Consider the following 25,004-nt stretch of genomic DNA (forward strand, 5'->3'; position numbering starts at 1 on the left):
CTCACAGCCCCAGGATCATCTGGCTGATGATGTTCTTCTGAATTTCGTTGGACCCGCCGTAGATGGAGGTCTTGCGATAGTTGAAGTAGTAAGCGGCCAGCGGCGCGGCATCGTCATAGCCGGTCACCGCGTGCTCATGTTCGCATTCCAGGTAGGCGGTGTCGAACGGCTGGGCGTAGGGACCGACGGCCTCCACCATCAGTTCGGTCAGCATCTGCTGGATTTCCGTGCCCTTGATCTTGAGCATCGAGGCCTCGGGGCCGGGGCCCTTGCCGGCGCTCTCGCTCGACACCACGCGCAGCACGGTCAGCTCCAGCGCCATCAGCTCGATTTCCAGCGCGGCAACCTTGGCGCCGAACAGCGGATCTTCCAGCAACGGGCGGCCGTTCTTCTGCTGTTGCTTGGCAACGCGCTTGAGGAAGCCCAGTTCGCGCTTGGAGTTGCCCACGCGGGCAATGCCGGTGCGCTCATGGCCGAGCAGGTACTTGGCATAGGTCCAGCCGCGGTTCTCCTCGCCCACGCGGTTTTCCACCGGCACCTGGACGTTGTCGAAGAACACTTCGTTCACTTCATGCTCTTCGTCGAGCATGATGATCGGGCGCACGGTGATGCCCGGCGTCTTCATGTCGATCAGCAGGAACGAGATGCCCTCTTGCTTCTTGGCTTCGGGATCGGTGCGGACCAGGCAGAAGATCATGTCGGCGTGCTGGCCGAGCGTGGTCCAGGTCTTCTGGCCGTTGACGATGTAGTGCTTGCCGTCCGAGGTCAGTTCGGCGCGGGTCTTCAGCGACGCGAGGTCGGAACCCGAACCCGGCTCGGAATAACCCTGGCACCACCAGTCGGTGCAATCCAGGATGCGCGGGAGGTAGTACGACTTCTGCTCCTCGCTGCCGTACTTCATGATCACGGGCGCGACCATGGCCACGCCGAAGGGCAGCACACCGGGCGCGCCGACGCGGGCATTTTCCTCGTCCCAGATATGGCGCTGCGTGGCGTTCCAGCCCGTGCCGCCGTACTGCACCGGCCAGTGCGGCGCGGACCAGCCGCGGCCGGCCAGCAGCTTGTGCCAGCGCACCAGATCGTCGCGATTGGGGCGGCGGTGGTTCAGAATCTTGCTGCTGATTTCCGCCGGCAGGTTGGCCTCCAGCCAGCCGCGCACTTCGGCGCGGAAAGCATCGTCGGACGCCGAATAGTTGAGATCCATGCCCGTCTCCAGTGATGCCGGTGTGAGACCGGCAAATTGTTCTAGCTAGCGCGTCATGCGCCGGCAAGAACACTGCCTCGGGCACAGGACGCTATTCAGTGAGCCGTCTGCTTGAGCGCATCCGGCACCACGAGCTGGAAAGTATCGATGCCTTCGTCGGCAAGCGCCTGCACCTCGTCCGGCGAAGCCGTCCCGCGGATTCCGCGTTCCGGTGTTTCGTCGTAATGCATGCGCCTGGCCTCTTCGGCAAAGCGTTCGCCCACGTCCTCGGTCTGTGCCAGCACCTGCTTTACCGCCTTCAGGTAAAGCGACTGCAGTGTCGCCGGCGCCGCAGGGGCCTTCGCCCCGACCGGCTTGCCCGCCGGCGCTGCGGCCGCTCCCGAGAGATTCAGGCGCGGCGCGCTGGGCAGCCGGGTGATGGCATGGTCTTCGCAGACCGGACATTGGACGAGATTTTGCGAAATCTGCGATTGCGCGTCGTCCTCCGAAGCAAACCAGCCCTCGAAACGATGGTCTTGCGCGCAGCGCAGGTCGAGCACCTTCATGATGTTTCCAGCCCGTCGAAAGCTATAGTATCCGCGAAACGGAATTTTGTGAACGGTCGTGCTAATTTTTTTGCAGCCATTATGCGTGCCCTTGGCGGGGAGCCTTGTGCAGAGGGCGACGAGGTATGGCTGCGATCACACGGCTAGATGGGATTTTACGCTGTTGGGGCGGTGATGGTTTTTGGACCCAAGGGCCATACGACGTTGTTTTGCGGGGTTGGTCGCTGTTTCTTTGATCGGCGATGGTTTTTGGACCCAAAAGCCATACGACATCCCCCTGCGGGGGCTGCCGGTCACTTTTCTTTGACCGGCAAAGAAAACTAACGAAAAGAAAGCCGCCCTGCCGGGAGCAGAGCAATAAGGCTGTTCAGCCTCGGTGGTTGCGTCGTACGGCCCTGAGTGTTGGCTGGCGTGTCCAAACCGACTCGAAGGGCATCGCTATAGCATGACCCAATGGTCACGTGGTGGTGCCCCTGATCGCTTTGCTCGGTGAGCGTTCGGGCATCTGCCGTTCGCGGTGCACAGCGCCGCGATCCTGCCTGCCTTGGTGGTTTCGTGGTTTTGTCTCTGGCGACGGGGGCCCGGCCATTTGATGCCCTGCCGTACCGGCGCGAGCGGTAGCTTGCTATCAACGCCTCTGGTTTCGTGGTGGGCACCGTGGCCCGTCCGCGAGGGCCGCGCTCGCACCCACGGCGCTCGTCCTCTGAGACAAAACCACGAAACCAGCCACACCAGAAACGGCGCAGCACTTCGCCCCGCGAACGGCAGATGTGGGAACGGGCACCGCACACGAGGTCAGGGGCCGCACCACGTAACCATTGGGTCATGCAGAAATGATGCCCTTTGGGCCGGTAGGATCGGCTAGCCAACACTCCGGGCCGTACGACGCAACCACCGAGGCTGAACAGCCTTATTGCTCTGCTCCCGGCAGGGCGGCTTTCTTTTCGTTAGTTTTCTTTGCCGGTCAAAGAAAAGTGACCGGCAGCCCCCGCAGGGGGATGTCGTATGGCTTTTGGGTCCAAAAACCAACGCCGATAAAAGAAACAGCGACCAACCCCGCAAAACAACGTCGTATGGCCCTTGCGTGCAAAAGCCAACACCGCACAAAGAAAACCCAACCAAGGCAACAAGAGCCAACGGTTCTGCCTTTGCGCATAAACCCCTTTATCCCGGCAACACCTGCTCCCCCACCTCCCACACCCCCGACACCACCTTCTCCAACCAAAACGCCCCAATGATCGTCTTGACATCGGTAATCCGCCCCGAGCGCACCCAATCAATCACCTGCCCTGCCGGCACGATAAACGTCTCGAGGAATTCCCCTTCATCGAGCTGTGCCGGCCCGGCGGCGAGATCCCGCGCCAGGAAGAGATCGATAAACTCGGTGGAATACGAAATAACGGGATGGATGCGTGTGAGGTAATCCCAGCGCCGCGCGCTGTAGCCGGTTTCCTCCCGCAACTCGCGCTCGCCGCAGCGCTGCGCGCCTTCCTGGGGATCGAGCTTGCCGGCAGGAAACTCCAGCATCACTTCGCCAACCGGATAGCGGTACTGCCGCTCCAGCAGCACGGTGCCATCGTCGAACAGCGGGATCATCATCACCGCGCCCGGATGCAGCACGTATTCCCGCCCGGCATGCTTGCCGTCGGGCAGCTTGACGATATCTTGCTTGAGAGTGAGGAATTTGCCTGTGTGCAGCGTGGCGGACGCCACGCACACTTCCTTCAGGCCTTGATCGTCGGCAGCGGCAATCTCGCTAGCGTCCAGCGTGTCAATCTTGTCGCTCATGAAAGCTCCGGGTCCGGACGCGGCCGGCCCGGGCGCCTTCGCTACCCGGCCTCAGGCCGCGCGATGTTTGACTAGATACTGCCAGGTGAAGCCCGGGAAGGCGAACACCAGCATCATGCAACCGGTGATGGCGTAGAACTGCCAGCCTTGCGGGAAGGCGTTGCCCAGCCCAGCCTCCACGGCGAAGCCGGCCAGACCGGCGCCCACATACCAGGCGAACAATTCGCCCACCCTGATCCACAGCGGCTTTTTGACAAAGCGCAGCGGGATCAGCACGAACAGTCGCTGGTTGACGAACGGCAGGTTGGCACAAACCAATGCCAGCAAGATGACAAACCAGCCCGCCGTCGAAGAACTCATATCGCTACGCCGCCGTCGCGCATCAGGACGCCAGCGTGGCGCGGATGGCCTGGTAGCACAGGTTCATCAGCGCTGCCGGGAACAGGCCCAGGGCGATGATGACCGCGCCGTTCAGGGTCAGCATCGAACGCAGGCCAAAGCTCGATTCCAGCTTGCGCTCATCGGCCGGTGCATCGAAATACATCAGCTTGACCACACGCAGATAGTAGAACGCGCCGATCAGCGAGAACAGCACCGCCACCACGGCCAGCCAGGTCATGCCGCTATGGACCACAGCCTCAAGCACGGCCAGCTTGGCGTAGAAGCCCATGGTCGGCGGGATGCCTGCCAGCGAGAACATCATCACCAGCATCAGCAGCGCGTACCAGGGATTCTTGCGCGACAGGCCCTTGAGGTCGTCCAGCGTCTCGGCTTCGAAATCCTTGCCGGCGCGCAGCAGGACGATGCCGAAAGTGCCCAGGGTGGTGATCACGTAGGTCACCGCATAGAACATCGACGAACCGTAGGCGCTGGCTGCGCCATCGGCCTTGCCGTCAGCCACGCCGGACAGCATGCCCAGCAGCAGGAAGCCCATGTGCGAGATAGTGGAATACGCCAGCATCCGCTTCAGGTTGGTCTGCACGATGGCGGTCAGGTTGCCGATGGCCAGCGAGGCCACGGCCAGCACAGTCAGCATCACTTGCCAGTCCACCGCCAGCGGCAACAGGCCTTCCACCAGCAGGCGCAGCGCCATCGCGAAGGCTGCCAGCTTCGGCGCACCGGCGATCAGCAGCGTCACCGCGGTCGGCGAGCCCTGGTAGATGTCCGGGATCCACATATGGAACGGCGCGGCGCCCATCTTGAACGCAATGCCCGCCACCAGGAAGACCACGCCGAATGCCAGCATGGTGGTATTGACCCGGCCCGACTCCACGACACGGAACACTTCGCCAAGGTTCAGCGAACCGGTCGCACCATAGAGCATGGACATGCCGTACAGCAGGAAACCCGACGCCAGCGCGCCCAGCACGAAGTACTTGATGGCCGATTCCGACGTCACACGGTTGTCGCGGCGCAGGGCAACCAGCGCGTAGGACGCGAGCGACAGCAGTTCCAGGCCCAGGTACAGGGTCAGGAAGTTGTTGCCGGTGATCATCACAATCTGGCCACCGAGCGTGAACAGCGCGAGCATGTAGAACTCGCCGCTGTACATGTCGCGGTCAGCCAGGTAGCTACGCGTATAGACCAGCGTGACGAACAGCGCGCCAGAGGCGAAGGCCGACAGCACATTGGCCATCGGGTCCACCACCACCAGGTTGGCGAAGGCGTAATGCGTGTCGCCGGCGGCCGCGTTCAGGCCAAACCAGACGGTCAGCACGAGCGTGGTGAGCAGCGACAGCGGATAGGCCACGCTGGAGCGGCCCTTGCCCCGGGCAAGGTCGATCCAGTTGACCGCGGCGATGGCGATCGCCAGGAAAATGATTGGCGCCACAGGTGCCAATGTCGAGGACGGTTGCATGTTTGTTTCTCTCCCCGATTACAGCTTCGACTGCGCCACGTGCGACAGCAGGTTCACCACGGAAGCGTGCATCACATCGGTGAAGGGTTTCGGATACAGGCCCATATAGAGCGTCATGATCGCCAGCAGGCCAAGCATGAGGAACTCGCGCTTGTTCAGGTCGACCAGTTCGGCCACGTGCTTGTGCACCACGTCGCCAAAGATCACGCGCTTGACCATCCACAGCGAGTAGGCGGCGCCCAGGATCAACGCCGTGGCGGCCAGCAGGCCGATCCAGAAGTTGAACTTGACGGCACCCAGGATCACCATGAACTCGCCGACGAAACCCGAGGTGGCCGGCAGGCCGCAGTTGGCCATGGCGAAGAACACCGACAGCGCCGCGAACTTCGGCATGGTGTTGACCACACCGCCGTAATCGGCGATCTGGCGCGAGTGCACGCGGTCATACAGCACGCCGATGCAAAGGAACATGGCGCCCGAGATGAAGCCGTGGGAAATCATCTGGATGATGCCGCCCTCGATGCCGATCTCGTTGAAGATGAAGAAACCCAGCGTGACGAAACCCATGTGAGCGATCGACGAGTACGCCACCAGCTTCTTCATGTCGGCCTGCACCAGCGCGACCAGGCCGATGTAGATCACCGCGATCAGCGAGATCGTGATGATGAAGGCGGCCATGCTATGGCTGGCATCCGGTGCGATCGGCAGCGAGAAACGCAGGAAACCGTAGGCGCCGAGCTTCAGCATGATGGCGGCCAGCACCACCGAGCCGCCGGTTGGCGCTTCCACGTGGGCATCCGGCAGCCAGGTGTGGACCGGCCACATCGGCACCTTGACCGCAAACGCCAGGAAGAAGGCAATGAACAGCGCGGTCTGCTCGTTCATCGACAGCTTGGCCTGGTGCCATTCGAGGATGTCGAAGGTACCGGTCTTGCTGTACAGGTACAGCAGCGCAACCAGCGTCAGCAGCGAGCCGAGCAGCGTGTAGAGGAAGAACTTGAAGGCCGCATACACACGGTTCGGGCCGCCCCAGACGCCGATGATGATGTACATCGGGATCAGCGTGGCCTCGAAGAACACGTAGAACAGCATGCCGTTGAGCGCGCAGAACACGCCGACCATCAGGCCCGACAGGATCAGGAACGAGGCCATGTACTCGGCGACGCGCTCGGTGATCACTTCCCAGGCGGAGATCACCACGATCACCGTGATGAAGGCGGTCAGCACCACGAACCACATCGAGATGCCGTCGACACCCAGGTGGTAGTTGATGTTGAAGCGCTCGATCCATTCCGACTTCTCGACGAACTGCATGGCAGCCGTGGAACGGTCGAAGTGGAATACCAGCGGCAGCGTAACGATGAAGCTGGCGATGGAGCCGAACAGCGACATCCAGCGGACGTAGCCGGGGCTACGGTCGGAACCCGAGGCAAGGACCAGCAAGCCAAAAAAGATCGGCAGCCAGATAGCGAAAGACAGAACCATTTTCTTGTTTTCCTTACTTGGCGCTCACCGTGGCGAACGAGGTGCCGAACACCGTCATCGTCAGCAGGATCAGCATGCCCAGGATCATGGCGAATGCGTAGTGATAGATGTAGCCGGATTGCAGGTAACGGCTCACCGACGCGAACCACGCCACCACGCGAGCAGAGCCGTTGACCACCAGGCCGTCGATCAGCCCCTGGTCGCCGCCCTTCCACAGACCGGTACCGAGCAGACGGGCACCGCGGGCAAACACGGCCTCGTTGATTGCGTCCATGTAGTACTTGTTGTCGAGCAGCGTGTACAGGCCCGAGCAGCGTTGCTTGATGGCCGCAGGGATGTCCGGGCGCTTCATGTAGAAGAACCAGGACAGCACCACACCCGAGATCGCCAGCCACAGCACCGGCGTGGTCAGCGAATGCAGGCCCATCGCCACCCAGCCGTGGAAGGCTTGCGCCAGTTCTTCCATGGCATGGTGGTTCTCGCCGACGTAGATCACGTCCTTGAAGGCCACGCCATGCTTGAAGAAGTCGCCGAACAGCATCGGCCCGATCGCGATGGCGCCGATCACCACCGACGGGATCGCCAGCAGCACCAGCGGCAGCGTCACGACCCAAGGCGACTCATGCGGCTTCTCGCCAGGAGCCAGGCCATGGTGATGGTCGGCGGTGGTTTCCTCGTCGTCGTGGTTGCCTGCGTGATGCGTATGGTGGTCTTCCTTGCCGAAACGCTCTTCGCCGTGGAACACCAGGAAGTACATGCGGAAGGAGTAGAACGCCGTGACGAACACGCCGGCCAGCACTGCGAAGTATGCAAAGCCCGAGCCTGCGATATGAGATTCGGCCACGGCCTCGATGATCGAGTCCTTGGAGTAGAAGCCCGCGAAGAACGGCGTGCCGATCAGGGCCAGCGAGCCCACCAGCGATGTGATCCAGGTGATCGGCATGTACTTGCGCAGGCCGCCCATGTTGCGGATGTCCTGGTCATGGTGCATGCCGATGATGACCGAGCCGGCCGCGAGGAACAGCAGCGCCTTGAAGAAAGCGTGGGTCATCAGGTGGAACACCGCGACCGAGTATGCCGAAGCGCCCAGGGCAACCGTCATGTAGCCGAGCTGGGACAGCGTGGAGTAAGCCACCACCCGCTTGATGTCATTCTGGATGATGCCCAGGAAGCCCATGAACAGCGCGGTAATGGCGCCGATCACCAGCACGAAGGACAGCGCGGTGTCCGACAGCTCGAACAGCGGCGACATGCGCGCCACCATGAAGATGCCGGCCGTCACCATGGTCGCGGCGTGGATCAGCGCGGAGATCGGGGTCGGGCCTTCCATCGAGTCCGGCAGCCACACGTGCAGCGGGAACTGGGCGGACTTGCCCATGGCACCGATGAACAGGCAGATGCAGGCAACCGTGATCATCATCCAGTCGGTGCCCGGGAAGATCACCGTGGCGAGCTGGTCGCGCGCCGCGAACACTTCGGTGTAGTTCATGCTGCCGCTGTACGCCAGCAGCAGGCCGATGCCGAGGATAAAGCCGAAGTCACCCACGCGGTTGACCAGGAACGCCTTGAGGTTGGCGAAAATGGCGGTCGGGCGGGTGTACCAGAAGCCGATCAGCAGGTACGACACGAGGCCCACAGCTTCCCAGCCGAAGAACAGCTGCAGGAAGTTGTTGCTCATCACCAGCATCAGCATCGAGAAGGTGAACAGCGAGATGTAGGCGAAGAAGCGGTTGTAGCCGGGGTCTTCGCTCATGTAGCCGACGGTGTAGATATGCACCATCAGCGAGACGAAGGTCACCACCACCATCATCATCGCGGTCAGCGAGTCGACCAGGAAGCCCACTTCCATCTTGAGGCTGCCGATCGTCATCCACTCGTACACGGTGGCATTGAAGCTCGCGCCGTCAAGGACGTCCATCAGCACGATGATCGACAGCAGGCAGGAGATCGCCACACCGAGGATCGTCACGGTGTGGGCCAGCGTGCGGCCGGCGCGCGTCTCCGAGGAGAACGTGCTGAAGAACTTGGTGCCGAACAGGCCGGCGATCGCTGCACCGGCGAGCGGTGCGAGCGGAATCGCCAGTAGCAGGTTGGGGTCGAGCGTGGTTGCCATAGGACGCTTAGTGGTGTGCGGTCGGAGAACGGTCTTGGTTCATAACGTAGAGACTCGGATCAGCCCTTGAGGGTGTCCATGTCGTCCACGTTGATCGTGTCCAGGTTGCGGAACAGCACGACCAGAATTGCAAGGCCGATTGCCGATTCGGCCGCAGCCACCGTGAGGATAAAGAAAACGAAAACCTGTCCTGCCAGGTCGCCCAGATAGTGCGAGAAGGCGACGAAGTTCATATTGACCGCAAGCAGCATCAGTTCGATCGCCATCAGCAGCACGATGACGTTCTTGCGGTTCAGGAAAATACCAACGATGCTGATGGCGAACAGGATCGCACCGAGCACGAGGAAATGGGCGAGAGAGAGCACAGCGTTTCTCCGGGCTTTAGTTCTTGTTGGCGGCAGCCGCGGCATCCGGGCTGGCTTGGGAGCCGGCACGGGCTTCGCTGGGCATCGAGACCAGGCGCACGCGGTCCTGGCGGCGGGTACGCAGTTGCTCGCCCACATCTTGCGACTTGTTGTCCTTGCGACGGCGCAGCGTCAGCGCAACGGCGGCGATGATCGCCACCAGCAGGATGATGCCGGCCACTTCGAAGGCGTAGATGTAGTCGGTGTAGATCAGCTTGCCGAGCTCGGCGGTGTTGGAGTAGTCCGGGCCGTGCACGACGTTGTTCAGCGGTGTGGTCGTGCCGATGAAGTTGCGCACCAGCACGGTGGCCATCTCGGCGATGATCAGCGCGCCAACCACCGAAGCCATCGGTACATAGGTCCAAAAGTCCCGTCGCAGGTGCTCGATATCGATATCGATCATCATCACCACGAACAGGAACAGCACCATCACGGCGCCCACGTACACCAGCACCAGCAGGATGGCGAGGAATTCGGCCTTCAGCAGCATCCAGATCGCGGCTGCCGTAAAAAACGACAGCACGAGGAACAGTGCGGAGTGCACCGGGTTCTTCGCGGTGATGACTTTCAGTGCGGAGAGCACCAGCACCAGCGCAAAGACATAGAAGATGGTGGTCGTGAGTTCCATGGTCCTCGTCGAGCCTTCCGGCACAAGCCACCCCTGGTGGCCTGCCCTTGCGGCATCCTTTTCGTTGGCCCCACACGGGGCCCGATTCACTATTCGTTGGCAACGTCCGCCAGAATCGGCGGACGCGCCCTGTATCGCGCCGTATTAACGGTACTTGGCGTCCGCGGCCTTCGCCGCGGCAATCTGCGGCTCGTAGCGGTCGCCCACGGCCAGCAGCATGTCCTTGGTGAAGTACAGGTCACCGCGCTTCTCGCCGTGGTATTCGAGAATATGCGTCTCGACGATGGCGTCGACCGGGCAGGCTTCCTCGCAGAAACCGCAGAAAATGCACTTGGTCAGGTCGATGTCATAGCGCGTGGTGCGGCGGGTACCGTCGACGCGTGCATCGGACTCGATGGTGATGGCCAGTGCCGGGCAAACCGCTTCGCACAGCTTGCAGGCGATGCAGCGCTCTTCGCCGTTCGGATAGCGGCGCAGCGCGTGCAGGCCCCGGAAACGCGGCGACATCGGCGTTTTCTCTTCCGGGAACTGCACTGTGATCTTGCGCGCGAAGAGATAACGCCCAGTCAGGGCCATGCCCTTGAAGAGTTCCTTCAGGAGCAGGCTGTTGAAGAAGTCCTTGATGGCGAGCAGCATGACGATTGCTTCCTAATGATTCCACGGGGCGCCGCCAAATGCGGCTGCGCCCCTGCTTTGGCCGTTCAATGCCAGATATTCCAGGGCGAGCGGATCCAGATCGCCACGATGACCAGCCAGCCCACCGTCAGCGGGATGAAGATCTTCCAGCCCAGGCGCATGATCTGGTCATAGCGGTAGCGCGGGAACGAAGCGCGGATCCAGATAAACACCGACAGCAGCAAAAATACCTTGATCAGCAGCCAGAAGAAACCCGGCACCGCGTTCGTGATGAAGCTCTCGAACGGGGGCGCCCAGCCGCCCAGGAACATCAGCGCGGTCATCGTGGAGATGACGATCATGTTGATGTACTCGGCCAGGAAGAACAGCGCGAAGCCCATGCCCGAGTATTCGATCATGTGGCCGGCCACGATTTCCGATTCGCCTTCGACCACGTCAAACGGGTGGCGGTTGGTTTCGGCCACGCCGGAGATGAAGTACACGCCGAACATGGGCAGCAGCGGCAGCCAGTTCCACGACAGTACGTTGATCCCCATGTTGGCGAAGTAGCCGGTGTTCTGCGAGTTGACGATGGCCGACAGGTTCAGGCTGCCCGACACCATCAGCACAGTCACCAGGGCAAAGCCCATGGCGATTTCATACGACACCATCTGCGCCGCGGCGCGCATGGCGCCGATGAAGGCGTACTTGGAGTTGGAGGCCCAGCCTGCCAGGATCACGCCGTACACGCCAACCGAGCTGATCGCCATCACGTACAGCAGGCCGGCGTTGACGTTGGCCATCACCACCTCGGCCTGGAACGGGATCACCGCCCAGATCGCCACGGCGGGCATCAGCACCATCAGCGGGGCAACCAGGTACATGCCCCGGCTGACCTGCGTGGGCATCATCACTTCCTTGAGCAGCAGCTTGAGCACGTCGGCGATCGGCTGCAGCAGGCCCAGCGGGCCGACCCGGTTCGGGCCGATACGCACGTGCATCCAGCCGATCAGCTTGCGCTCCCAGAGGATCAGGTAGGCCACGCACAACAGCAGCGGCACCACAATGACCACGGCGCGAATCAGGATCCACAGCGGCGTCCAGGCGCCGCCGAAGAGATTCTGTCCTTGCGAGGTAATCCAGTCGATCATGTTTCTTTCTCGCTCTTCTTATGCCGTGGCCGCCGGCTCGGCCGCGCCCTTCGCGGCGGCGGCCAGGTCGATGGCTTTCTCTACGGTGACGGTACCGAACATGGCGCCCAGGCTGGCCGCGGCAACGGTGCCGGCGGACACGCGCACGGTGCCGGCAGGCAACGCGGCTTCCAGGGCGGCCGGCAGCACCACGCTGCCCTGCCCTTGCGTCACGCGCACCGGGTCGCCCGCCTGCACGCCCAGCGAGGCGAACAGGTCGGCCGACAGGCCGGCTTGCATGGCGCGGCGCGCGGCTGCGGTCAGTTGCAGCGAATCGGCACGGCGCACGATCGGGTCCGCGTGGTAGATCGGCACATCGGCGATGCGCTCGATGCCACCCGCGGCGGCGCTCACGCGGATGGCCGCGTCGGTGCCGTTGTTCAGTTGCGCAGCGACCGGCTTGGCCAGCACTTCGTCACGCACGCTTTCGGCGGTCTCGTAGTCGAAACCAGGCACGTCGAGCAGGTTGCCCAGCACGCGCAGCACCTTCCAGGCCGGACGCGAATCGCCCAGCGCACGGACGACGCCGTTGAAGCTTTGCGGCAGGCCTTCGCAGTTCACGAACGTACCCGCGGTCTCGGTGAACGGGGTCACCGGCAGGATCACGTCAGCATATTGCAGCGCGGCTTCCGAGCGGAACGGCGACAGCACCACCACGGTACCGGCCTGGGCCAGCGCGGCCAGGGCCTGACGCGGGTTGGCAGCGTCGAACTCGGGTTCCGTGTTCAGCAGCACGTAGGCGCGGCGCGGCGTGTCGAACATGGCCTGCGCATTGGCGCCGCCCTTCTGCGGCAGCGCGCCTGCGATATGGCCGCCGACCGTGTTCGCGGCTTCGGTCAGGAAGCCCAGCGTGGCGCCGGTTTCCGCTGCGATCCACTGTGCCAGCGCGTGCAGCGCGGCGAATTGCGGGTGACGCACGGCCTCGTTGCCGAGGAACACGGCGCGGCGCTCGCCCGACAGCAGCGCATCGGCTACCAGCCTGGACTTGTCGTCGCCGTCGAAACCATCGGTGCCCGCCGGAGCGGCCACGCCCTTGGCGGCGGCGACAGCACGGGCCACGCCGGCCAGGGCTGCGGTCCAGCCGGACGGTGCAGCGTCGATGCGTGCGGCCAGCGGCATCAGCAGGTCATCGGCGCTGGCGCCGAGCACTGCGACGCGGGCACCCTTCTTGCCGGCCTGGCGCAGACGCGCGGCCAGCAGCGGGTGATCCTTGCGCAGCGACGAACCGATCACCAGCACGCGTTGCAGCGCGGAGACGTCGGCAATCGGCAGGCCCAGCCACGGCGCGCCCTTGATGGCGGCCGAGAAATCGGTCTGGCGCTGGCGGAAGTCAACGTTGTCGCTGCCCAGTCCACGCACCAGCTTACCCAGCAGGTGGAGTTCTTCCAGCGTGCTGTGCGGGCTGGCCAGCGCGGCGATCTGGTCGGCGCCATGGTCGCGCTTGATGCTGGCGAGGCCATTGGCCACGTATTCCAGCGCGGTGTGCCAGTCCGTTTCCATCCACTCGCCGCCTTGCTTGAGCAGGGGCTTGGTGAGACGGTCGGCGCTGTTCAGGCCTTCGTACGAGAAGCGGTCCTTGTCGGACAGCCAGCATTCGTTGACGGCTTCGTTGTCCAGCGGCAGCACGCGCATCACGCGCTGGTTCTTGGTCTGCACCACCAGGTTCGCGCCCAGGCCATCGTGCGGCGACACCGACTTGCGGCGAGCCAGTTCCCAGGTACGGGCCGAGTAGCGGAACGGCTTGCTGGTCAGCGCGCCGACCGGGCACAGGTCGATCATGTTGCCGGACAGCTCCGAATCCACGGTCTGGCCGACGAAGGTCGTGATCTCGGAGTGCTCGCCGCGGCCCAGCATGCCCAGCTCCATCACGCCGGCCACTTCCTGGCCAAAGCGCACGCAGCGGGTGCAGTGGATGCAGCGGCTCATCTCTTCCATGGAGATCAGCGGGCCAACGTTCTTGTGGAATACGACGCGCTTTTCTTCCTTGTAGCGCGATTCCGATGCGCCGTAGCCCACGGCCAGATCCTGCAGCTGGCACTCGCCGCCCTGATCGCAGATCGGGCAATCCAGCGGGTGGTTGATCAGCAGGAATTCCATCACCGACTTCTGCGCCTTGACCGCCTTCTCCGAATTGGTGAAGACCTTCATGCCAGGGGTGACGGGCGTGGCGCAGGCCGGCAGCGCCTTGGGCGCTTTCTCAACCTCAACCAGGCACATGCGGCAGTTAGCCGCGATGGACAATTTACGGTGGTAGCAGAAGTGCGGGATGTAAGTGCCCAGCTGGCGGGCGGCTTCCATCACCAGGCTGCCTTCAGCAACCTCAACCTTCTTGCCGTCGATCTCGAGTTCAACCATGTTCTGCCACGCTTAAGAGTAGGCCGGAACCATGCACTGCTTGTGTTCGACGTGATATTCGAACTCTTTCCAGTAGTGCTTGAGCATGCCGCGGACCGGCATCGCTGCCGCATCACCGAGCGCGCAGATGGTGCGGCCCATGATGTTTTCAGCGACGTTATTGAGCAGGTCCAGGTCTTCCTGGCGCCCTTCTCCGTGTTCGATACGATTCACCATGCGATAGAGCCAGCCGGTGCCTTCACGGCACGGCGTGCACTGGCCGCACGATTCTTCAAAGTAGAAATACGACAGACGCAGCAGCGAGCGAACCATGCAGCGCGTCTCGTCCATCACGATCACCGCGCCCGAGCCCAGCATCGAGCCGGCCTTGGCGATCGAGTCGTAATCCATGTCGGACGCCATCATCATGTCGCCCGGCACCACCGGGGCGGACGAGCCGCCCGGGATCACTGCCTTGATGCGCTTGCCGCCGCGCATGCCGCCGGCGAGTTCCAGCAGGGTCGCGAACGGCGTGCCCAGCGGGATCTCGTAGTTGCCGGGGCGCTCGATGTCGCCGGAAATCGAGAAGATCTTGGAGCCGCCGTTGTTCGGCTTGCCCATCTTCAGGTAGTTTTCCGGCCCGATCGACAGCAGGAACGGCACCGCGGCGAACGTCTCGGTGTTGTTGATGGTGGTCGGCTTGCCGTACAGGCCGAAACTGGCCGGGAAAGGCGGCTTGAAGCGCGGCTGGCCTTTCTTGCCTTCCAGCGATTCGAGCAGCGCGGTTTCCTCGCCACAGATGTAGGCGCCGTAGCCGTGGTGGGCGTGCAACTGGAAGTTGAAGCCCGAATCCAGGATGTTGTCACCCAGGAAGCCAGCCGCGCGCGCCTCTTCGAGCGCCTGCTCGAAGATCTTGTATTCGTTCCAGATTTCGCCGTGGATGTAGTTGTAGCCCACGGTGATGCCCATCGCGTACGCACCGATGGCCATGCCTTCGATCAGCGCATGCGGGTTGTAGCGGATGATGTCGCGGTCCTTGAAGGTACCGGGCTCGCCCTCGTCGGTGTTGCAGACCAGGTATTTCTGGCCGGGGAACTGACGCGGCATGAAGCTCCACTTCAGGCCGGTGGGGAAGCCTGCACCGCCACGGCCGCGCAGGCCCGAGGCCTTGACGTCCGCGATCACCTGCTCAGGCGTGATCTTCTCGGTCAGGATGCGCTTGAGCTGCTGATAGCCGCCGCGCTTGACGTAGTCTTCGAGGTGCCAGTTGCTGCCATCGAGGCCGGCCAGGATCAGCGGCTTGATGTGGCGGTCGTGCAGAGAGGTCATGTTACTTGTCCCCCTTGGCAGTGCCCTTGAGCTCGTCCACCAGCGCGTCCAGCTTGGCGTCGCTCATGTGGCTGCACATGCGGGTATTGTTGACGATCATCACCGGTGCGTCGCCGCAGGCGCCCATGCACTCGCCTTCCTTGAGCGTGAAGGTGCCGCACGGGGTGGTTTCGTTATAGCCGATACCCAGCTTTTGCTTGAGGTAGTCGCCGGCCCGTTCGCCGCCGGAAAGTGCGCACGGCAGGTTGGTGCAGACGGTCAGCTTGTATTTGCCGACCGGCTTGGTGTCGTACATGTTGTAGAAGGTTGCGACCTCCTCGACCCATACCGGCGGCATGTCGAGGTAGCTGGCAACGAACTGCATGACTTCCGGGGAGACCCAGCCCACTTCGCCCTGCGCCACGGCCAACGCCGCCATCACGGCCGACTGCTTCTGGTCAGCCGGATACTTGGCGATCGCGCGATCGATTTCCTTGAGAGCTTCTGCTGATAGCATGGTCGTTGCTGTAATACGCCGAGTCATTTGCGGAACTGCGCCGCCACATGGCGCGCATCCGCAGGTTTGCAGCCGTCGCTGCCGTTGCGGCCCGCATGTCGCAGCATGCTGGGCCCACCGCGGGTTTCCCGTGGCCGGACGCCGTGATTCGGGTCCTTGCCAGGGGCGCCCGGATCGTCGTCCGGGGCCGGCGGTACCAATTAGCGGTCGATCTCGCCGAAGACGATGTCCTGGGTACCGATGATCGTTACCGCGTCCGCAATCATGTGGCCCTTGGCCATTTCATCCAGGGCGGCAAGATGGGCAAAGCCCGGTGCCCTGATCTTCAGGCGGTACGGCTTGTTCGCGCCGTCGGAGATCGCATAGATGCCGAACTCGCCCTTGGGATGCTCCACCGCCGCGTAGGTCTCGCCTTCCGGCACGTGAATGCCTTCGGTAAAGAGCTTGAAGTGGTGGATCAGCTCTTCCATGTTGGACTTCATGTCCACGCGCGAAGGCGGCGCCACCTTGTGGTTGTCGGTCATCACCGGGCCGGGGTTGCGGCGCAGCCAGTCGATGCACTGCTTGATGATGCTGTTGGACTGCCGCATCTCTTCGATACGCACCAGGTAGCGCGAATAGCAATCGCCACCCACGCCCACCGGGACCTGGAAGTCCATGCGGTCATACACTTCGTAGGGCTGCTTCTTGCGCAGGTCCCACTCGATGCCGGAGCCGCGCAGCATCGGGCCGGTAAAGCCCATTTGCAGCGCGCGTTCCGGGCTCACCACGCCGATGCCGACCAGGCGCTGTTTCCAGATCCGGTTGTCCGTCAGCAGCGTCTCGTATTCGTCGACGTATTTCGGGAAACGGTTGGTGAAGTCCTCGATGAAGTCCAGCAGCGAACCCGAACGCGCCTCGTTCATGGCCTTGATGGCGCGCTCGTTGTGGATCTTCGATGCCTTGTATTGCGGCATTGTGTCCGGCAGGTCGCGGTACACGCCGCCCGGACGGTAGTAGGCCGCGTGCATGCGCGCGCCCGATACCGCCTCGTACATGTCGAACATGTCCTCGCGTTCGCGGAAGGCGTACAGGAACACCGCCATCGCGCCCACGTCGAGCGCGTGCGAGCCGATCCACATCAGGTGGTTCAGCAGACGCGTGATCTCGTCGAACATCACGCGGATGTATTGGGCGCGAACCGGCACGTCGAGACCCAGCATCTTCTCGATGGCCATCACGTAGGCATGCTCGTTGACCATCATCGACACGTAGTCGAGGCGGTCCATGTACGGCACGCTCTGGATCCAGGTCTTCTGCTCGGCCAGCTTTTCGGTGGCACGGTGCAGCAGGCCGATATGGGGATCGGCGCGCTGGATCACTTCGCCGTCAAGCTCCAGCACAAGGCGCAGCACGCCGTGTGCCGCAGGATGCTGCGGGCCGAAGTTCAGGGTGTAGTTCTTGATATCTGCCATTGCGCGTTCTCAGTGCTGCAAGCCGCCGTAATTCTCTTCGCGGATGACGCGCGGCGTTACCTCGCGCGGCTCGATCGTGACGGGCTGGTAGATCACCCGCTTCTGTTCGGGGTCGTAGCGCATCTCGACATAGCCCGATACCGGGAAGTCCTTGCGGAACGGATGGCCGACGAAACCGTAGTCGGTCAACAGGCGGCGCAGGTCGTTATGGCCCTCGAACACAATGCCATAGAAGTCGAACGCTTCGCGCTCGAACCAGTTGGCCGAGTTCCAGACGTCGTTCAGCGACGGCACCACGGGCACGTCGTCATCCGGCGCGAACACACGCACGCGCAGGCGCCAGTTGTGCGTCACCGACAGCAGGTGCGTCACGGCGGCGAAACGGGGACCATCCCAGGCGCCGTCGCCATAGGAGGAATAATCGACGCCGCAAACGTCAATCAGCTGCTCGAAGCGCAGCGACGGATCGTCGCGCAGCATCAGCGCGGTTTCGACGGAGTCTTCGGCCTTGACGATAAGGGTAATCTCGCCTACCGCCTCCATCAGTTTCTGGATACGCTTGCCCAGTACCTTTTCGAGCGCGGCCTTCAGAGTATCGAGGTTCGACATGTCAGCCCTTGCGCGCGATGGTGTTGGTGCGACGGATCTTGTTCTGCAGCTGGATGATGCCGTAGATCAGCGCTTCCGCCGTGGGGGGGCAGCCAGGCACATAGATATCCACCGGCACGATCCGGTCGCAACCACGCACCACTGAATACGAGTAGTGATAGTAGCCGCCGCCATTCGCGCACGAACCCATCGAGATCACCCAACGCGGCTCTGCCATCTGGTCGTAGACCTTGCGCAGCGCGGGGGCCATCTTGTTGCACAGCGTGCCGGCCACGATCATCACGTCCGACTGACGCGGCGACGGGCGGAAAATCACGCCGAAGCGGTCCATGTCGTAGCGCGCGGCGCCAGCATGCATCATTTCCACAGCGCAGCACGCCAGGCCAAAGGTCATCGGCCAGAGCGACCCGGTGCGGGTCCAGTTGATCAGCTTGTCAGCGGTAGTCGTGACGAAGCCTTCATTGAGAACGCCTTCGATTGCCATATCACATCACTCCCAATCGAGCGCGCCCTTTTTCCAGATGTAGACGAAGCCCACGATGAATTCCAGCAGAAACACGCCCATGGCGAAGAAACCCGGCCAGCCGATATCCCGCAGGGCTACACCCCAGGGAAACAGGAAGGCGGTTTCGAGATCGAACAGGATAAAAAGAATAGCGATGAGGTAGTAGCGCACGTCGAACTTCATGCGCGCGTCCTCGAACGCTTCGAAGCCGCACTCGTACGGAGAGAGCTTCGCGGGATCAGGTTTGTTGGGACCGAGAATTCGGCCAATCGACATCAGTGCAATGCCGAGCACGACACCGAAGATGATGAAGATGAGGACGGGGAAGTAGGCTTCGAGATTCAAGGTACGGCCAGCCTTATCTGGAATGTTGTCAACAGCACCAGCGGTAAGCGGCGTCCTGTTGCCCACCCCAAGCGCCATTCCGTAGAAATTACGACGCCGCCTTGCGGACTGGCCGGGCTGCCCATCCGGGATACACTCCGGACGGACAACCCGATCAAGTTGTTTGGTGCCGACGGCGAGACTCGAACTCGCACAGCTTTCGCCACTACCCCCTCAAGATAGCGTGTCTACCAATTTCACCACGTCGGCTGGGGGAGAAACAATATTGCCTCGCGCCGGGCTTTTCAGGGCCCAGGGTTTTTACACCCTTCGGAACTCTGGCTGGGACTGCTTTGTCCTGGCTGGAGCCCCGTCGCTGGGGGATCGTTTCAAGCCTTGTATTCTAACCTAGAATTCCTGATTTGTTCAATGCACAACTGCAAAAATCTTCAAGAATCAGACACAAGGCAGGTTGATTATTTCGGTACTGCGGGCGCGGACGAATTCGAAGCCGCGGCACCCGATGCGGCAGCCGCGGCTGCAGGCGCAGAAGCCCCCGCCACTGCCGGTGCCACCTGCGGCGCGGAGCCCATCACACCCAGCGATGCCGCCGGCCGATAGTTACCCAGCAGCGTCAGGCTCAACGTGCAGATGAAGAACAGCGTCGCCAGCACGGCGGTGGTACGCGACAGGAAGTTGGCCGAGCCGGTGGCGCCGAACAGGCTGCCCGAGGCACCCGAACCGAACGCCGCACCGACATCGGCGCCCTTGCCATGCTGCAGCAGCACCAGGCCAATCACGCCAAGCGCGGATAGTATCTGCGCCACTACCAACAAAGTTTTGAAAATTGCCATTTGGTTCGATTCGCTTGCCTGATCAGACCCTATGAGCGGCCGGCATTCAGGCGTTGCCGATCGCGAGGAAATCGTCCGACTTCAGCGAGGCGCCTCCAATCAGCCCCCCGTCGATGTCGGGCATGGAAAATAGTTCTGCCGCGTTGTCCGGCTTGACGCTACCGCCGTACAGCATGGCCATGCGAGCCGCAACCCCTGCATCGCGCGCTGCCACCTGGCCGCGCAGGAAGGCATGCACAGCCTGGGCCTGCTCGCTGCTGGCGGTCTTGCCGGTGCCGATTGCCCACACCGGCTCATAGGCCAGCACGATACGCCCAAGCTGCTCCAGCGACAGCGCTTCGAGCACGGCGCCAAGCTGACGGCCAACTACCGCCTCGGTCTCGCCGGCCTCGCGCTGCGCCAGGGTCTCGCCCACGCACACCACCGGCACGATACCGAATTCGAGCGTGCGCAGCGCCTTGGCTGCCACCGTGGCATCGTTTTCGCCATGGTAGCTGCGGCGCTCCGAATGCCCTACGAGGGCGTACGAAACACCGAACTCGGCCAGCATGGATGCCGCCACTTCGCCCGTGAAGGCACCGCGCGCCTCGGCGGATACGTCTTGAGCGCCCCAGGCCACATTGGAGCCGGCCAGCAACGACTGGCACTGCGCCAGGTAAGGGAACGGCGCGCACACCGCAAGGCGGGCACGTGCCGGTACAGCCTTGATACCTTCCAGCAGGGCCGCATTGGCGGCCAGGCTGCCGTGCATCTTCCAGTTGCCGATGACGAGCTTTTGTCTCACAGGGCGCCCCTCTCAATCAAACCGGCTATTGTAGCGCGGGCCAGGGCCCTACGCCACCGAAGGGGCCCGAAATCGGCCCGGAGGCTCCCGCGCCCAGGCGATCCCGGGGCCCGCCCTGCCCTGCCATCCGGCCGGGGTGCGCAGCCCCGGCTCGGCCCGCTTACCAGGTCAGGACGATCTTGCCGATGTGCTCGCTCGATTCCATCAGGCGATGCGCGTCCGCCGCCTGGGCGGCCGGAAAGGTCTGGTGGATCACCGGCTTGATCTTGCCCGCGGCCAGCAGCGGCCAGACGTGCTGGTGCAGCGCTTGCGCGATCTCGCCCTTGAACGAAACCGGGCGCGGACGCAGCGTCGAACCGGTAATGGTGATGCGTCGGCGCAGGACGTCGCCCAGCGGGATCTCCGCCTTTGCGCCGCCCAGCAGCGCAATGATCACGATGCGGCCGTCGTCGGCCACGCAGGAAAGCTCGCGCGCCAGGTAGGGGCCGGCCACCATGTCGAGGATGACGTCCGCGCCGCGGCCACCGGTCAAGGCCTTGACCTCGGCGACGAAGTCTTCGGTCTTGTAGTTGATGGCGCGGTCGGCGCCCAGTTCCTCGCAGGCACGGCACTTGTCAGCGCTGCCAGCCGTCACGAAGACCTTGTGGCCCAATGCCTTGGCAATCTGGATGGCGGTCGTGCCGATGCCGCTGGAGCCACCCTGGATCAGCAGGGTCTCATCCTTGCCCAGCGGGCCGCGGCCCAGGTAGCCGCGATCGAATACATTGCTCCATACAGTGAAGAAGGTCTCGGGCAATGCCGCCGCCTCGATATCCGACAGGCCGGCCGGCACCGGCAGGCATTGCGCCGCCGGGGCCACGCACAGCTCGGCGTAGCCACCGCCCTGCACCAGCGCGCAGACGCGATCGCCCAGCTTCAGGCCGAAGCGGTTGTCGGCGTGCGACAGGTCGCCGCCGGCAACCACCCCCGCCACTTCCAGGCCCGGCAGGTCGGACGCGCCAGGCGGCACGGGATAGTTGCCGGTGCGCTGGAATACGTCGGGGCGGTTGATGCCGGCCGCGCTCACGCGGATCAGGATCTCTCCCGCCTTGGGCACGGGATCGGGACGTTGCGCCAGTTGCAGGACTTCGGGGGCGCCGTATTCGCGGATTTCGATGGCTTGCATTGCTGCTCCTTGCTTTTCGCATGCGTCGGGCTCTCGCGCGCATGACGGGGGATCGATCTGCTCTGCCGCCGCGCAGCACTACAAGCGGGCCGAACGGGCCGCCGGTGGCGGACGGGACTGGCGGCAGTGTAAACAAAAAAACGGCTGGACATCGCCAGCCGTTTTCTCTGCTACGGATACTACGAAACGCTTACTGCTGTTGCTGGTCCGACGAAGGCGTCGTCGGCGCAGCCGGCGCAGCCGGTGCGGCCGGCGCAGCAGGTGCTTCGCTGGTGTTGGCGATCGGGCTGATGCTGCCACCCTCTTCGGCCAGCGCGGCCTTCAGGGACAGACGCAGGCGGCCCTTCTCGTCGGCCTGGATCAGCTTCACGCGAACGTGCTGGCCTTCCTTGAGCCAATCCTTGATGTCCTTGACGCGCTCGTTGACGATCTCGGAGATGTGCAGCAGGCCGTCCTTGCCCGGCAGGATGTTGACGATGGCGCCAAAGTCCAGCAGCTTCAGCACGGTGCCGGCGTAGATCTTGCCTACTTCGGCTTCCGCGGTGATACCTTCGATGCGGCGCTTGGCTTCGGCCATGCCATCGGTCGAGGTCGAGGCGATGGTGATGGTGCCGTCTTCCTGGATGTCGATGGTGGTGCCGGTTTCCTTGGTCAGCGCCTGGATGGTCGAGCCGCCCTTGCCGATCACTTCGCGGATCTTGTCCGGATGGATCTTCATGGTGATCATGCGCGGTGCGTGCTCCGACAGCTCGGTGCGCGCATGGCCCATCGCATCCTGCATCTTGCCCAGGATATGCAGGCGGCCTTCCTTGGCTTGCGCCAGCGCGACCTGCATGATTTCCTTGGTGATGCCCTGGACCTTGATGTCCATCTGCAGCGCCGTGATGCCGTTGTCGGTACCCGCGACCTTGAAGTCCATGTCGCCGAGGTGGTCCTCGTCACCGAGGATGTCGGTCAGCACGGCGAACTTGTTGCCTTCCAGGATCAGGCCCATGGCCACGCCGGCCACGTGCGCCTTGATCGGAACGCCGGCGTCCATCAGTGCCAGGCAGCCGCCGCACACCGATGCCATCGACGACGAGCCGTTGGATTCGGTGATCTCCGACACCAGGCGAATGGTGTAGGCAAATTCGTCATCCTTCGGCAGGACCGGGATCAGCGCGCGCTTGGCGAGGCGGCCGTGGCCGATTTCGCGGCGCTTGGGGCTGCCCACGCGACCGGTTTCGCCGGTGGCGAACGGAGGCATGTTGTAGTGGAGCATGAAGCGGTCGCGGTATTCGCCGGCGAGCGCGTCGATGATCTGCTCATCGCCCTTGGTGCCCAGCGTGGCAACCACCAGCGCCTGGGTTTCACCACGGGTGAAGATGGCCGAGCCGTGGGCGCGCGGCAGCACCGACGAACGGATCTCGATCGGGCGCACCGTGCGGGTATCGCGGCCATCGATGCGCGGCTCGCCCGACAGCACCTGGCTGCGCACGATCTTGGCTTCGATGTCGAACAGCACGTTGCCCACTTCGACCTTGTCGGCTTCCACGCCGGCTTCGGCCAGCTTGGCCGTCACGGAGGCGTAGACTTCCTTGAGCTTCTGGCTGCGAGCCGACTTCTGGCGCAGCTGGTAGGCGTCCTGCAGCAGCGGCAGGGCGATCTCGCCAACCTTGGCGATCAGCGCTTCGTTCTTCGGTGCGGCGGTCCAGTCCCACTCCGGCTTGCCGCCGTCGCGCACCAGCTCATGGATGGCGTTGATGGCGGTCTGCATTTGCTCGTGGCCATAGACCACGGCGCCCAGCATCACTTCTTCCGACAGCTGGCGGGCTTCCGACTCCACCATCAGCACGGCGCGCTCGGTACCGGCAACCACGAGGTCCAGTTCCGATGCGGCGATCTGCGAGCGGGTCGGGTTCAGCAGGTACTGGCCGTCCTTGTAGCCAACGCGCGCTGCGCCAACCGGGCCGCTGAACGGAATGCCCGACACTGCCAGGGCAGCCGACGCGCCGATCAGGGCGGGGATATCCGCCGGCACTTCCGGGTTCAACGACAGCACGTGGATGACCACTTGCACTTCGTTGTAGAAACCTTCCGGGAACAGCGGGCGCAGCGGACGGTCGATCAGGCGCGAGGTCAGCGTCTCGTTTTCCGACGGACGGCCTTCACGCTTGAAGAAGCCACCGGGGATCTTGCCGGCGGCGTAGGTCTTTTCGATGTAGTCGACGGTCAGCGGGAAGAAGTCCTGGCCGGCCTTGGGCGACTTGGCAGCGACAACGGTGGCGAGCACCACGGTGTCTTCAATGTCGACGATCACGGCACCGCCAGCCTGGCGGGCAATCTCGCCAGTTTCCAGGCGCACCTTGTGCTGGCCCCACTGGAATTCCTTGACGATCTTATTGAACATGGTCATGAGCGTTCCTTTAATTCGCGCTTGCACGCTTGTGCAACGCCCGCGTTAGCAGCCGCGGGCGAACTGCCGGATCATCGTCGGTCGCAGTTGCAGGGAAGTGCTATGCCATTCCAGTGCGGCACCTGCTCAGTTGGTGCTCAGGTGGATACCGCCCTGGAATGACACAAAACCCCGTTTCCTTGCCCGACTCCGGTATTTGAATGACTGCAGACGAATCACTGCAGAAAAAGCTAAAGAACGAAGTAACTTACTCCGTTGCACGTCTTGGCGCAACGGGCGCCCGCCCCGGGGGGGGGGGGGCCCCCNCATGGCGCCATCAAGTGAAAAACAAATCACTTTAAGCGATTCAAGGCATCGACCTTCCGGCCGCAAAAACAAAATGCCTGCATCAGCGGGGCTGACGCAGGCATTCGTGGCTCACGCGAAGGCGTGCAGTGCATCCATTCGTGCTGCCATCCGGACGGTCCTGGCTGCTTACTTACGCAGGCCGAGCTTCTCGATCAGCGAACGATAACGGTCGGCATCGTTGGCCTTGAGGTAGTCCAGCAGGCGGCGACGACGGCTCACCATGCGCAGCAGACCGCGGCGGCTGTGGTGATCCTTCATGTTGGCCTTGAAGTGGGGGGTCAGTTCGTTGATGCGGTTGGTCAGCAGGGCGACCTGGACTTCCGGGCTACCGGTGTCGTTGGCGGCGCGTGCGAACTGCTTGATGACTTCGGTCTTGCTGTTGATTTCGGCTACTGCCATGGTGATTTCCTTTTCACTTGCGAACGCTACAGCGCGGAATGTGCCGTATGCGTCGTGCCTTTGATGTTGCTGTCAGGCAATTTCCGTCCTGGCCGGACCGATTGAGCAACCGGTTGACCTTGACAGCCGGCGATTATAGCGGAAATTGGGATGGAGATGGAATTTGCCCGGTTGCGGA

At 63.0% G+C, this 25,004-nt stretch carries 23 protein-coding genes and 1 tRNA gene; all 24 read right to left on the reverse strand.

Annotated elements, in window-relative coordinates; all coding sequences use genetic code 11:
• Position 1: 1 nt before the first annotated feature.
• Positions 2-1,204 (reverse strand): acyl-CoA dehydrogenase family protein, encoded by a 1,203-nt coding sequence (locus tag CF70_RS20435; RefSeq protein ID WP_035868668.1) that lies wholly within the window; start codon positions 1,202-1,204, stop codon positions 2-4.
• 95 nt (positions 1,205-1,299) lie between these two features.
• Entirely contained in the window at positions 1,300-1,749 is a 450-nt protein-coding gene (locus tag CF70_RS20440) for a DUF1178 family protein (RefSeq protein WP_035868671.1), read from the reverse strand.
• A 1,164-nt stretch (positions 1,750-2,913) separates the two neighbouring features.
• Positions 2,914-3,537: an NUDIX domain-containing protein gene (locus CF70_RS20445; RefSeq protein ID WP_035868674.1), complete on the reverse strand. Its 624-nt coding sequence runs from the start codon at positions 3,535-3,537 to the stop codon at positions 2,914-2,916.
• Positions 3,538-3,588: 51 nt separating this feature from the next.
• On the reverse strand, positions 3,589-3,897 hold the full coding sequence (locus CF70_RS20450; RefSeq protein ID WP_035868678.1) for a DUF2818 family protein: 309 nt from the start codon (positions 3,895-3,897) through the stop codon (positions 3,589-3,591).
• A 22-nt stretch (positions 3,898-3,919) separates the two neighbouring features.
• Positions 3,920-5,395: an NADH-quinone oxidoreductase subunit NuoN gene (gene nuoN, locus CF70_RS20455; protein WP_035868681.1), complete on the reverse strand. Its 1,476-nt coding sequence runs from the start codon at positions 5,393-5,395 to the stop codon at positions 3,920-3,922.
• Positions 5,396-5,413: 18 nt separating this feature from the next.
• On the reverse strand, positions 5,414-6,880 hold the full coding sequence (locus tag CF70_RS20460; RefSeq protein ID WP_035868683.1) for an NADH-quinone oxidoreductase subunit M: 1,467 nt from the start codon (positions 6,878-6,880) through the stop codon (positions 5,414-5,416).
• 13 nt (positions 6,881-6,893) lie between these two features.
• Entirely contained in the window at positions 6,894-8,993 is a 2,100-nt protein-coding gene (gene nuoL / locus CF70_RS20465; protein WP_035868687.1) for an NADH-quinone oxidoreductase subunit L, read from the reverse strand.
• A 59-nt stretch (positions 8,994-9,052) separates the two neighbouring features.
• Positions 9,053-9,358: an NADH-quinone oxidoreductase subunit NuoK gene (gene nuoK, locus CF70_RS20470; protein ID WP_006156828.1), complete on the reverse strand. Its 306-nt coding sequence runs from the start codon at positions 9,356-9,358 to the stop codon at positions 9,053-9,055.
• A gap of 16 nt (positions 9,359-9,374) precedes the next feature.
• Positions 9,375-10,025 carry an NADH-quinone oxidoreductase subunit J gene (locus CF70_RS20475; protein WP_035868690.1) on the reverse strand — a complete coding sequence of 217 codons (651 nt, stop codon included), beginning with the start codon at positions 10,023-10,025 and terminating at the stop codon, positions 9,375-9,377.
• A gap of 144 nt (positions 10,026-10,169) precedes the next feature.
• Positions 10,170-10,661, reverse strand: coding sequence for an NADH-quinone oxidoreductase subunit NuoI (gene nuoI, locus CF70_RS20480; RefSeq protein ID WP_017224316.1), 492 nt, complete (start codon positions 10,659-10,661; stop codon positions 10,170-10,172).
• Between the two features lie 65 nt (positions 10,662-10,726).
• On the reverse strand, positions 10,727-11,791 hold the full coding sequence (gene nuoH / locus CF70_RS20485) for an NADH-quinone oxidoreductase subunit NuoH (RefSeq protein WP_006156831.1): 1,065 nt from the start codon (positions 11,789-11,791) through the stop codon (positions 10,727-10,729).
• Between the two features lie 18 nt (positions 11,792-11,809).
• A complete protein-coding gene (gene nuoG / locus CF70_RS20490; protein ID WP_035868696.1) occupies positions 11,810-14,185 on the reverse strand; it encodes an NADH-quinone oxidoreductase subunit NuoG in 2,376 nt (791 codons plus the stop codon).
• 12 nt (positions 14,186-14,197) lie between these two features.
• Positions 14,198-15,493: an NADH-quinone oxidoreductase subunit NuoF gene (nuoF, locus tag CF70_RS20495; protein ID WP_035868698.1), complete on the reverse strand. Its 1,296-nt coding sequence runs from the start codon at positions 15,491-15,493 to the stop codon at positions 14,198-14,200.
• A 1-nt stretch (position 15,494) separates the two neighbouring features.
• On the reverse strand, positions 15,495-15,989 hold the full coding sequence (gene nuoE, locus CF70_RS20500) for an NADH-quinone oxidoreductase subunit NuoE (RefSeq protein ID WP_035868701.1): 495 nt from the start codon (positions 15,987-15,989) through the stop codon (positions 15,495-15,497).
• A 200-nt stretch (positions 15,990-16,189) separates the two neighbouring features.
• On the reverse strand, positions 16,190-17,443 hold the full coding sequence (locus tag CF70_RS20505) for an NADH-quinone oxidoreductase subunit D (protein WP_035868704.1): 1,254 nt from the start codon (positions 17,441-17,443) through the stop codon (positions 16,190-16,192).
• A 9-nt stretch (positions 17,444-17,452) separates the two neighbouring features.
• A complete protein-coding gene (locus CF70_RS20510; RefSeq protein ID WP_035868706.1) occupies positions 17,453-18,052 on the reverse strand; it encodes an NADH-quinone oxidoreductase subunit C in 600 nt (199 codons plus the stop codon).
• A gap of 1 nt (position 18,053) precedes the next feature.
• Entirely contained in the window at positions 18,054-18,536 is a 483-nt protein-coding gene (locus tag CF70_RS20515) for a NuoB/complex I 20 kDa subunit family protein (RefSeq protein ID WP_006156837.1), read from the reverse strand.
• 6 nt (positions 18,537-18,542) lie between these two features.
• Positions 18,543-18,902: an NADH-quinone oxidoreductase subunit A gene (locus tag CF70_RS20520; RefSeq protein WP_006156838.1), complete on the reverse strand. Its 360-nt coding sequence runs from the start codon at positions 18,900-18,902 to the stop codon at positions 18,543-18,545.
• A gap of 164 nt (positions 18,903-19,066) precedes the next feature.
• Positions 19,067-19,151 (reverse strand) — tRNA-Leu (locus tag CF70_RS20525).
• A gap of 206 nt (positions 19,152-19,357) precedes the next feature.
• Entirely contained in the window at positions 19,358-19,735 is a 378-nt protein-coding gene (gene secG / locus CF70_RS20530; RefSeq protein WP_035868709.1) for a preprotein translocase subunit SecG, read from the reverse strand.
• Positions 19,736-19,781: 46 nt separating this feature from the next.
• Positions 19,782-20,519, reverse strand: a complete 738-nt coding sequence (tpiA, locus tag CF70_RS20535) for a triose-phosphate isomerase (protein WP_035868712.1) — start codon at positions 20,517-20,519, stop codon at positions 19,782-19,784.
• A 160-nt stretch (positions 20,520-20,679) separates the two neighbouring features.
• Entirely contained in the window at positions 20,680-21,684 is a 1,005-nt protein-coding gene (locus CF70_RS20540; RefSeq protein WP_035868715.1) for an NAD(P)H-quinone oxidoreductase, read from the reverse strand.
• A gap of 190 nt (positions 21,685-21,874) precedes the next feature.
• Positions 21,875-24,079, reverse strand: coding sequence for a polyribonucleotide nucleotidyltransferase (gene pnp, locus CF70_RS20545; RefSeq protein WP_035868717.1), 2,205 nt, complete (start codon positions 24,077-24,079; stop codon positions 21,875-21,877).
• Between the two features lie 474 nt (positions 24,080-24,553).
• Positions 24,554-24,826 (reverse strand): 30S ribosomal protein S15, encoded by a 273-nt coding sequence (gene rpsO / locus CF70_RS20550; RefSeq protein ID WP_035868720.1) that lies wholly within the window; start codon positions 24,824-24,826, stop codon positions 24,554-24,556.
• Positions 24,827-25,004 lie beyond the last annotated feature (178 nt).

The organism is Cupriavidus sp. SK-3 (assembly GCF_000611145.1).
GTDB lineage: Bacteria > Pseudomonadota > Gammaproteobacteria > Burkholderiales > Burkholderiaceae > Cupriavidus.

What these genes read in the sequence shown, in the direction of transcription:
- CF70_RS20440 (WP_035868671.1), bottom strand. Translation starts at nt 1,749, where the DNA reads ATGAAGGTGCTCGACCTGCGCTGCGCGCAAGACCATCGTTTCGAGGGC.
- CF70_RS20445 (WP_035868674.1), bottom strand. Translation starts at nt 3,537, where the DNA reads ATGAGCGACAAGATTGACACGCTGGACGCTAGCGAGATTGCCGCTGCC.
- nuoH (WP_006156831.1), bottom strand. Translation starts at nt 11,791, where the DNA reads ATGATCGACTGGATTACCTCGCAAGGACAGAATCTCTTCGGCGGCGCC.
- nuoI (WP_017224316.1), bottom strand. Translation starts at nt 10,661, where the DNA reads ATGCTGCTCGCCATCAAGGACTTCTTCAACAGCCTGCTCCTGAAGGAA.
- nuoN (WP_035868681.1), bottom strand. Translation starts at nt 5,395, where the DNA reads ATGCAACCGTCCTCGACATTGGCACCTGTGGCGCCAATCATTTTCCTG.
- CF70_RS20515 (WP_006156837.1), bottom strand. Translation starts at nt 18,536, where the DNA reads ATGGCAATCGAAGGCGTTCTCAATGAAGGCTTCGTCACGACTACCGCT.
- rpsO (WP_035868720.1), bottom strand. Translation starts at nt 24,826, where the DNA reads ATGGCAGTAGCCGAAATCAACAGCAAGACCGAAGTCATCAAGCAGTTC.
- nuoF (WP_035868698.1), bottom strand. Translation starts at nt 15,493, where the DNA reads ATGACCTCTCTGCACGACCGCCACATCAAGCCGCTGATCCTGGCCGGC.
- CF70_RS20450 (WP_035868678.1), bottom strand. Translation starts at nt 3,897, where the DNA reads ATGAGTTCTTCGACGGCGGGCTGGTTTGTCATCTTGCTGGCATTGGTT.
- CF70_RS20510 (WP_035868706.1), bottom strand. Translation starts at nt 18,052, where the DNA reads ATGTCGAACCTCGATACTCTGAAGGCCGCGCTCGAAAAGGTACTGGGC.
- secG (WP_035868709.1), bottom strand. Translation starts at nt 19,735, where the DNA reads ATGGCAATTTTCAAAACTTTGTTGGTAGTGGCGCAGATACTATCCGCG.
- CF70_RS20435 (WP_035868668.1), bottom strand. Translation starts at nt 1,204, where the DNA reads ATGGATCTCAACTATTCGGCGTCCGACGATGCTTTCCGCGCCGAAGTG.
- pnp (WP_035868717.1), bottom strand. Translation starts at nt 24,079, where the DNA reads ATGACCATGTTCAATAAGATCGTCAAGGAATTCCAGTGGGGCCAGCAC.
- CF70_RS20540 (WP_035868715.1), bottom strand. Translation starts at nt 21,684, where the DNA reads ATGCAAGCCATCGAAATCCGCGAATACGGCGCCCCCGAAGTCCTGCAA.
- CF70_RS20475 (WP_035868690.1), bottom strand. Translation starts at nt 10,025, where the DNA reads ATGGAACTCACGACCACCATCTTCTATGTCTTTGCGCTGGTGCTGGTG.
- nuoL (WP_035868687.1), bottom strand. Translation starts at nt 8,993, where the DNA reads ATGGCAACCACGCTCGACCCCAACCTGCTACTGGCGATTCCGCTCGCA.
- nuoE (WP_035868701.1), bottom strand. Translation starts at nt 15,989, where the DNA reads ATGCTATCAGCAGAAGCTCTCAAGGAAATCGATCGCGCGATCGCCAAG.
- nuoG (WP_035868696.1), bottom strand. Translation starts at nt 14,185, where the DNA reads ATGGTTGAACTCGAGATCGACGGCAAGAAGGTTGAGGTTGCTGAAGGC.
- CF70_RS20460 (WP_035868683.1), bottom strand. Translation starts at nt 6,880, where the DNA reads ATGGTTCTGTCTTTCGCTATCTGGCTGCCGATCTTTTTTGGCTTGCTG.
- CF70_RS20505 (WP_035868704.1), bottom strand. Translation starts at nt 17,443, where the DNA reads ATGGCAGATATCAAGAACTACACCCTGAACTTCGGCCCGCAGCATCCT.